This is a genomic window from Hymenobacter agri (assembly GCF_054778495.1).
The window spans coordinates 1-794 of sequence record NZ_BAAGZM010001117.1 but is presented as its reverse complement, the minus strand read 5'-3'; the positions used below and the strand labels follow the sequence as shown (position 1 = coordinate 794).

The 794-nt window shown below is 70.0% G+C and carries 1 pseudogene; it reads right to left on the bottom strand.

Features of this window, described 5'->3' with window-relative positions:
* Positions 1-794 (bottom strand): annotated as a pseudogene (locus ACYVDE_RS24815) (hypothetical protein); the annotation flags it as partial.

The window sequence follows — 794 nt, the reverse complement described above, 5'->3', positions numbered from 1 at the left end:
CTGGTTGGCGGCCCAGGCCAGCGAGCCGCTGTTGCCGCCGGCGCCGTCGCTGCCCCAAATGTTGACGGCCGTGTTGGCCAGCTGCGAGTAGGGCGTGGGAGTGTTGATGCCCACCCGGCCCGCGCTGCTAATGGCAATGCCCACGCCGCCGCCGTTGCCCACCAGGTAGTAGGGCCCCAGGTCGAAGTTGCCGGTGGCCGCCGTTATCGGCACTGGCTTCCAGGTGCCGTAGCCGATGGCGTCCGAGGTCAGCACCTTGCCCGCCGCCTGGGTGCCGTCGACGATGCGGATGGCCGAGCCGGTGCTGTTGTAGCCCGGGTTCTGGCAGATGCCCACCCAGCGCAGGGGCGTGGTGGTGCTGCCGGCCGAGAAAAAGCCCGCCCAGCCGCCGCCGCGGTAGGTCGTAGCCCAGATGCCGTAGTCATTGGCCGTATTAGTGCCGTCGGGCAGCTTGCCATAGCCCGAGAGGATGGTGCGCGTGTATTTCGCCCCGAAGTTGCTGCGGGTGATGAGCGCGGCGCTCTGCGTGCCCACGCTGGCGTTCAGCTCGACCTGGGCGGTGGAGTCGCCCAGGGAGGTGCCCACGTCGCCGAGCAGGCGCTGCGAGTTCAGGCTCAGGGTTTGAGTGGCGGTGTGGTTGCCCAGGTTGTCGGCCCCGAGGCGCACCCAGGCGCTGCCGTCGTAGGCATACAGGCCGGGCGTGCCATCGGTGAGGTAAATGAGCAGGCCAGCCACGGGCGGGGCGGTGGTGCTGGCGGTGAGGGCGTCGCGCTGGGCCGTCGTCAGGCGGGGCA